Source organism: Streptomyces sp. PU-14G, assembly GCF_041028275.1.
GTDB lineage: Bacteria > Actinomycetota > Actinomycetes > Streptomycetales > Streptomycetaceae > Streptomyces.
In genome coordinates this window covers 1-6,346 of record NZ_JASKYT010000356.1, presented here as the reverse complement: position 1 = coordinate 6,346, position 6,346 = coordinate 1, and the positions used below count along the sequence as shown (strand labels likewise).

Genomic DNA, 6,346 nt, shown 5'->3' with positions numbered 1-6,346 from the left:
AGACGGGGCGGGTGGCCCGGGGCGGACATCCGCCCGGGGGCGGACCTCCCGGCGAGGGCGTGGCCGGGCCCTCAGGGCCGCCGTCCGGACGTTTCCGCGTCTCCCGGGGACACGTTCTCCGAGCTCCGCCGAGAGCGGCCTCCGGGCCCCTGCCGCCGCGTGCGGTCGGACACCCTGTGGGCGTGTCCGACCGCACGGGACGGCCCGTGGCCAGCGCCGCGGACGGCCGCCGCACTCCGGGCGAGTGCCCCGGGCGAGTGCCCCGGGCGAGCCGGGGCGCCCGGCCGCACCGGACGAGCCGCAGGATCAGGCGAGGCCGAGGCGCTCGGCCGCCGCGTCGGCGTCGACGGGGACCACGATGGGCTGCGGCGCACCGGCCACCGCCCAGTCCGGATCCTTGAGGCCGTTGCCGGTGACGGTGCAGACGATGCGCTGCCCCGCCTCGACCTTGCCCTCCTCGGCGGCCTGGATCAGCCCGGCGACCGACGCGGCCGAGGCGGGCTCCACGAACACGCCCTCCTGCGCGGCCAACAGGCGGTAGGCCCGCAGGATCTGACGGTCGGTCACCATGTCGATGAAGCCGGCCGACTCGTCGCGCGCCTGCTCGGCCAGCGTCCAGGAGGCCGGGTTGCCGATCCGGATGGCGGTGGCGATGGTGCTCGGCTCCGTGACGGCCTCACCCCGCACGATCGGCGCCGCGCCGGACGCCTGGTAGCCCCACATGCGCGGCGCACGGGTGGCGGGCCCGTCCTCGTGGTACTCGCGGTAGCCCTTCCAGTAGGCGGTGATGTTGCCCGCGTTGCCCACCGGCAGGACGTGGATGTCGGGTGCGTCGCCGAGCATGTCGACGATCTCGAACGCCGCGGTCTTCTGCCCCTCGATCCGGACCGGGTTGACCGAATTGACCAGCGAGACCGGGTACTTGTCCGACAGGCCGCGGGCCAGCTCCAGGCAGTCGTCGAAGTTGCCGTCCACCTGGAGGATCTTGGCGCCGTGCACCAGCGCCTGGCCCATCTTGCCCAGCGCGATCTTGCCCTGCGGCACCAGGACGGCGCAGACCATGCCGGCCCGTACCGCGTACGCGGCGGCCGAGGCGGAGGTGTTGCCCGTGGAGGCGCAGATGACGGCCTGGGCGCCCTCCTCCTTGGCGCGGGTGATCGCCATCGTCATCCCGCGGTCCTTGAAGGACCCGGTGGGGTTGGCGCCCTCCACCTTCAGGTGCACGTCGCAGCCGGTCAGCTCGGAGAGCACCCGCGCGGGCACCAGCGGCGTGCCGCCCTCGCGGAGCGTGACGGGAGTGGTGTCGGGAGCGACCGGGAGGCGGTCCCGGTACTCCTCGATGATGCCGCGCCACTGCGGGCGCCCCGCACCACGGGCGGGCGCGGACGCCTCTTCGGGGATCTGAGACATCTCAGGCTCCATGACGGTCACTGTTCCTTGGCTCCCTTACTGACCCTTGTCCGGCGCTGCCCACCGCGCCGGGCTGTTCGCGCTGCCCACCGTCCGCACGCGGGGGTCTCGCGCACGCTCACTCGCCCTCGACCCGCATGATGCTGGCCACCCCGCGCACCGTGTCGAGACCGCGCAGTGCCTCGACGGTGGCGCTGAGCGCCGCGTCCTGGGCCCGGTGGGTGACGACGACGAGCCAGGCCCCGTCGTGCGGTCCTTCCTTCCCCTTCTGGCGCACGGTGTCGATGGAGACGCCGTGCTCGGCGAAGACGGTTGCGACCTGCGCGAGGACGCCGGGTTTGTCGGCGACGTCCAGGCTGATGTGGTAACGGGTGACCACCTCGCCCATGGGGGAAACCGGCAGCTGCGCGTACGCGGACTCGCCGGGCCCCCTGCCGCCGCTGAGCTTGTTGCGGCAGGCGGCCACCAGGTCGCCGAGCACCGCCGAGGCGGTGGGCGAGCCGCCGGCGCCGGGGCCGTAGAACATCAGCTGCCCGGCCGCCTCCGACTCGACGAAGACCGCGTTGTAGGCCTCACGCACCGAGGCGAGCGGATGGCTGAGCGGGATCATCGCCGGGTGCACCCGCGCGGTCACCGAGCGGCCGTCCGCCGCGCGCTCGCAGATGGCCAGCAGCTTGACGGTGCAGCCCATGCGCTTCGCGGAGGCGATGTCGGCGGCCGTCACGTCGGCAAGGCCCTCGCGGTGCACGTCGTCGAGGCGCACCCGGGTGTGGAAGGCGATACCCGCGAGGATGGCCGCCTTCGCGGCGGCGTCGAAGCCCTCCACGTCGGCGGTGGGGTCGGCCTCCGCGTAACCGAGCGCGGTCGCCTCGTCCAGCGCCTCGCTGTAGCCGGCGCCGGTGGACTCCATGCGGTCGAGGATGAAGTTGGTGGTGCCGTTGACGATGCCCAGGACGCGGCCCACCTCGTCACCGGCCAGGGACTCGCGCAGCGGCCGTACCAGCGGGATGGCGGCGGCCACGGCCGCCTCGTAGTAGAGGTCGACGCCGTGTTTCTCGGCGGACTCGTGGAGCGTCGCACCGTCCTCGGCCAGCAGCGCCTTGTTCGCCGTCACGACGCTGGCACCGTGCTCGAACGCCGAGGTGATCAGGGACCGTGCCGGCTCGATGCCGCCGATGACCTCGACCGCGACGTCGATGTCCTCGCGGGCCGCCAGTGCCGCCGCGTCGGTGGTGACCAGGTCCGGGTCGATGCCCGCGCGGACGCGGTCGGGGCGGCGGACGGCGACCCCGGCCAGTTCGAGGGGGGCGCCGATCCGCTGGGCGAGGTCGTCCGCGTGCGTCGTCATGATGCGTGCCACCTCTGAGCCGACGACCCCACAGCCCAGCAGCGCCACCTTCAGCGGACGCGTACGCATCATTCGACCTCTTTTTCCGTCTGTCTTCCGTCTGTTTTCCGTCTGACTTCTCGTCTGACGTCCGTCTCTCCCGAGCACAGCTGTCGGTGCTCAAGTCTCACTTACCGGACCGGAGATTCCACGCCGGGTCCAGTATGTGGGACGTATATCTCGCTAACCGACATCGAGTCGCAGGAGATCCTCCTCCGTCTCGCGCCGCACGATCTCCCGCGCCTGCCCGTCCCGCACAGCGACCACCGGCGGACGCAGCGCGTGGTTGTAGTTGCTGGCCATCGACCGGCAGTACGCCCCCGTGGCCGGCACGGCCAGCAGATCACCCGGCGCCAGGTCGGCGGGCAGGAACGCGTCCCGCACCACGATGTCACCGCTCTCGCAGTGCTTGCCGACCACCCGGCTGAGCATCGGCTCCGCCTCGGAGGAACGGGAGACCAGCGCCACCGTGTACTCGGCGTCGTAGAGCGCCGTGCGGATGTTGTCCGACATGCCGCCGTCCACGCTCACGTACGTCCGCAGCCCCTCCAGCTCCTTGAGGGTGCCGACCTCGTACAGCGTGAACGCCGTCGGGCCCACGATCGCCCGCCCCGGCTCCACCGACAGCCGCGGCACCGCCAGCCCCGCCGCCTCGCACTCGCGCGTCACGATGTCCCCGAGCGCCTTGGCGATCTCGTGCGGCTCCCGCGGATCGTCCTCGGGCGTGTACGCGATCCCCAGACCGCCGCCCAGGTCGATCTCCGGCAGCTCCACACCGTGCTCGTCCCGCACCTCGGTCAGCAGACCCACCACGCGGCGGGCCGACACCTCGAAGCCCGCCATGTCGAAGATCTGCGAGCCGATGTGCGAGTGGATACCCGTCAGCTCCAGGCTCTCCAGCCCCAGTACCCGGCGCACCGCCTCGGCCGCCTGTCCCCCCGCGAGCGCCAGACCGAACTTCTGGTCCTCGTGCGCCGTCGCGATGAACTCGTGCGTGTGCGCCTCGACACCCACCGTCACCCGGATCTGCACCGGCTGCCGCCGCCCCAGCCCCCTGGCGACGTGCGCGACACGGGCGATCTCCTGGAAGGAGTCCAGCACGATCCGGCCCACCCCGGCCTCGATGGCCCGGGCGATCTCCTCGGTCGACTTGTTGTTGCCGTGCAGCGCGATGCGCTCCGGCGGCATCCCGGCGGCCAGCGCCGTCGCCAGCTCGCCCCCCGAACACACGTCGAGGTTCAGCCCCTCCTCGTGCAGCCAGCGCACGACCGCGCGCGAGAGGAAGGCCTTGCCCGCGTAGAAGACGTCGGCGTCCGGCCCGAAGGCGTCCCGCCACGCGCGGCAGCGGGCACGGAAGTCTCCCTCGTCCATCACGTACGCCGGCGTGCCGAACTCCTCGGCGAGCGCGCGGACGTCCAGCCCGCCGACAGCGACGGCGCCCTCGCCGCCGCGCTCGACGGACTGCGCCCACACGCGGGGGTCGAGCGCGTTGAGGTCGGCGGGAGGCGCCGTGAAGTGGCCCTCGGGGAGAACGTCGCCGTGACGGGGTCCTGCGGGGTGTGCGGAACGGCTCATGATCTGGAGTCCCTGTGTCCCTTGTTTCGCAAGTCTCAAAGATGTGCGGGTGCGGTGACGCCGAGCTGGGACAGGCCGCCTGCCAGCACCGCTCCGGTGGCCTCGGCGAGGGCCAGCCGGCCGCGGTGGGCGGCCCCGGGTTTCTCCTCACCGCGCGGCAACGGCTCAGCCGTCTCCTGGAACACCGCGAAGGCCCCCGCCACGGCATCCAGGTGCCGGGCGAGCCGTCCAGGCGCCGTGATCCGCGCCCTGTCGGCCAGCAACGCCAGCAGCCTGGCGCCGGCCGGCTCCGGCCAATCCGCGTCCTCGGCGACCGGCTCCACGCCGAGCCGCCTCCCGTTCCGCAACAGCGCGCAGCTGCGCGCGTGGGCGTACTGCACCCGGAACAGCGAACTCGAACGCTCCGTGCGCACAGCCAGCGCCGCCGGAGACTCCCCCGTGCACTCCGCCCACCGGGAGATGTCACGGGCAGGCGCGTCGAGCGGAACGACACCGGGCTCCACCACGGGGTCCGGCGCCCCCGCCGGCCTCCCCGCCGCGAGACCGCGCACGAGCGCCGCACGGGCCTGCGGGGTCAGCGTGACGTTGATGAACCCGTCACCGACGACACGGGCGTCGGCGATGGCCCTCTCGACGACGGAACCCACGGCAACGGGCCCCACGGCAACGGGCCCCTCGACGGCGGGGGCCGCAGCGCCCCGCCTGTCGACGGTTGGGTCCACGGCAACCGGCCTCTCGACGGCGGGGGACCCGGCAACCGGCCTCTCGACGGCTGGGGACCCGGCAACCGGCCTCTCGACGGCGGGGTCCACGGCTACCGGCCTGTCGGCAACCGGATCTGCGGCACCAGTCCCTCCAGGGGCTGTCTGCCCGGAGGCCACACCTGCGAGCAGGTCATCTCCGGAGGCCATCCCTGCGAACGCCCCGTCCCGACCTGCCTCGGGCTCGACCAGACGCGCACACACCAGCTCCGCGATCTCGCGCGGAGAACGCCCGGTGAGCGCGGCGGCGCGGAAAGCGACCCCGGTCGCGTAGTCCCCGCCTCCCCGCCGCGGCGGGGACTCGACGACAACGGGCACATCCCGCACGTCCTCGGGACCGTCGACGCCGCGAAGATTCCACACGCCCTCGAGGTCATCACGGAGCGCACGGCACAGCACGTGCCGGATGATGCGCGAGAGCTGGGCGGGTGTCACAGAGCAAGCGTATGGGAGGCGGGGTGGGTACGCGCGAGCCGGTTTCGCCCCCTGGGACGTCGCACAAGCCGCACGCGACAACGCCGACCACATACAGCCGCGTACTGCTCACCGTCCGCGCACCTTGCGGAGCGCTTGCCCTTGGGGTGCGCACACCTGACCCGCCATGCCCTGGGCGGGCACCCTTGCCGTGGACGGGCAACCTTGCCGTGGGCGAGCAGCCCTTGCCGTGGGCGAGCAGCCCGTGAGACATCGACCGTTCGGAACCGCCAACGCCCTCAAGGCCTACGGCTCAACGGCTTCGGTCACGGCTCCCCGACCGCCACCCTCGCCACCCACCGCGGGGTCCGGCCTCCCGTGCATCAGACGGCGCACCATCCGCACCAGATCGACAGGCTCGAACGGCTTCGGCATAAAGACGTCCACGCCTCTCTCCCCGCCGACCACGCCCTCGCTCTCCCACTCGGTGCAGGCGCTCACGAGCGCGAGCGGCAGGTGCCGCGTCCGCGGATCGGCGCGCAACCGCTCCGCCGTACGCACACCGTCCAGACGCGGCATCACCGCATCGAGCGTCACCACGTCGGGCTGGACACGGTGCACCACATCCAGGCACTCGGCACCGTCAGCGGCGGTCACCACCTCGAAGCCCTCCAGCTCGAGGTTGACCCTGATCAACTGCCGGATGACGCTGCTGTCGTCGACAACCAGCACCCGGCCGGACATACCTGGCACACCCAGAAGCCTAGGCGCGCCCCTCCCCCCGCGTCCGGCTTTTGCC

General features: G+C 72.6%; 5 protein-coding genes and 1 pseudogene. All 6 read right to left on the bottom strand.

Annotated features, from left to right (window positions below):
• Positions 1-306: 306 nt before the first annotated feature.
• The 6 genes and pseudogenes from thrC to AB8Z75_RS28615 all read right to left on the bottom strand — a co-directional run bounded on the left by thrC (position 307) and on the right by AB8Z75_RS28615 (position 6,291).
• Complete coding sequence (thrC, locus tag AB8Z75_RS28640; protein ID WP_369206980.1) at positions 307-1,410, bottom strand: threonine synthase; 1,104 nt, start codon at positions 1,408-1,410, stop codon at positions 307-309.
• 118 nt (positions 1,411-1,528) lie between these two features.
• Positions 1,529-2,827, bottom strand: coding sequence for a homoserine dehydrogenase (locus AB8Z75_RS28635; RefSeq protein ID WP_369206986.1), 1,299 nt, complete (start codon positions 2,825-2,827; stop codon positions 1,529-1,531).
• A 153-nt stretch (positions 2,828-2,980) separates the two neighbouring features.
• Positions 2,981-4,372, bottom strand: coding sequence for a diaminopimelate decarboxylase (lysA, locus tag AB8Z75_RS28630; protein WP_369206978.1), 1,392 nt, complete (start codon positions 4,370-4,372; stop codon positions 2,981-2,983).
• A 35-nt stretch (positions 4,373-4,407) separates the two neighbouring features.
• Positions 4,408-5,034 carry a DALR anticodon-binding domain-containing protein gene (locus AB8Z75_RS28625; protein WP_369206984.1) on the bottom strand — a complete coding sequence of 209 codons (627 nt, stop codon included), beginning with the start codon at positions 5,032-5,034 and terminating at the stop codon, positions 4,408-4,410.
• Between the two features lie 288 nt (positions 5,035-5,322).
• Positions 5,323-5,661: pseudogene (locus tag AB8Z75_RS28620) on the bottom strand (hypothetical protein); the annotation flags it as partial.
• 192 nt (positions 5,662-5,853) lie between these two features.
• The gene (locus AB8Z75_RS28615; protein WP_369206982.1) at positions 5,854-6,291 is read right to left on the bottom strand and encodes a PleD family two-component system response regulator; all 438 of its coding nucleotides are present in this window, start codon (positions 6,289-6,291) and stop codon (positions 5,854-5,856) included.
• Positions 6,292-6,346 lie beyond the last annotated feature (55 nt).

Coding starts and splice junctions, on each gene's coding strand:
- thrC (WP_369206980.1), bottom strand. CDS start 1,410: ATGTCTCAGATCCCCGAAGAGGCGTCCGCGCCCGCCCGTGGTGCGGGG.
- AB8Z75_RS28635 (WP_369206986.1), bottom strand. CDS start 2,827: ATGCGTACGCGTCCGCTGAAGGTGGCGCTGCTGGGCTGTGGGGTCGTC.
- lysA (WP_369206978.1), bottom strand. CDS start 4,372: ATGAGCCGTTCCGCACACCCCGCAGGACCCCGTCACGGCGACGTTCTC.
- AB8Z75_RS28615 (WP_369206982.1), bottom strand. CDS start 6,291: ATGTCCGGCCGGGTGCTGGTTGTCGACGACAGCAGCGTCATCCGGCAG.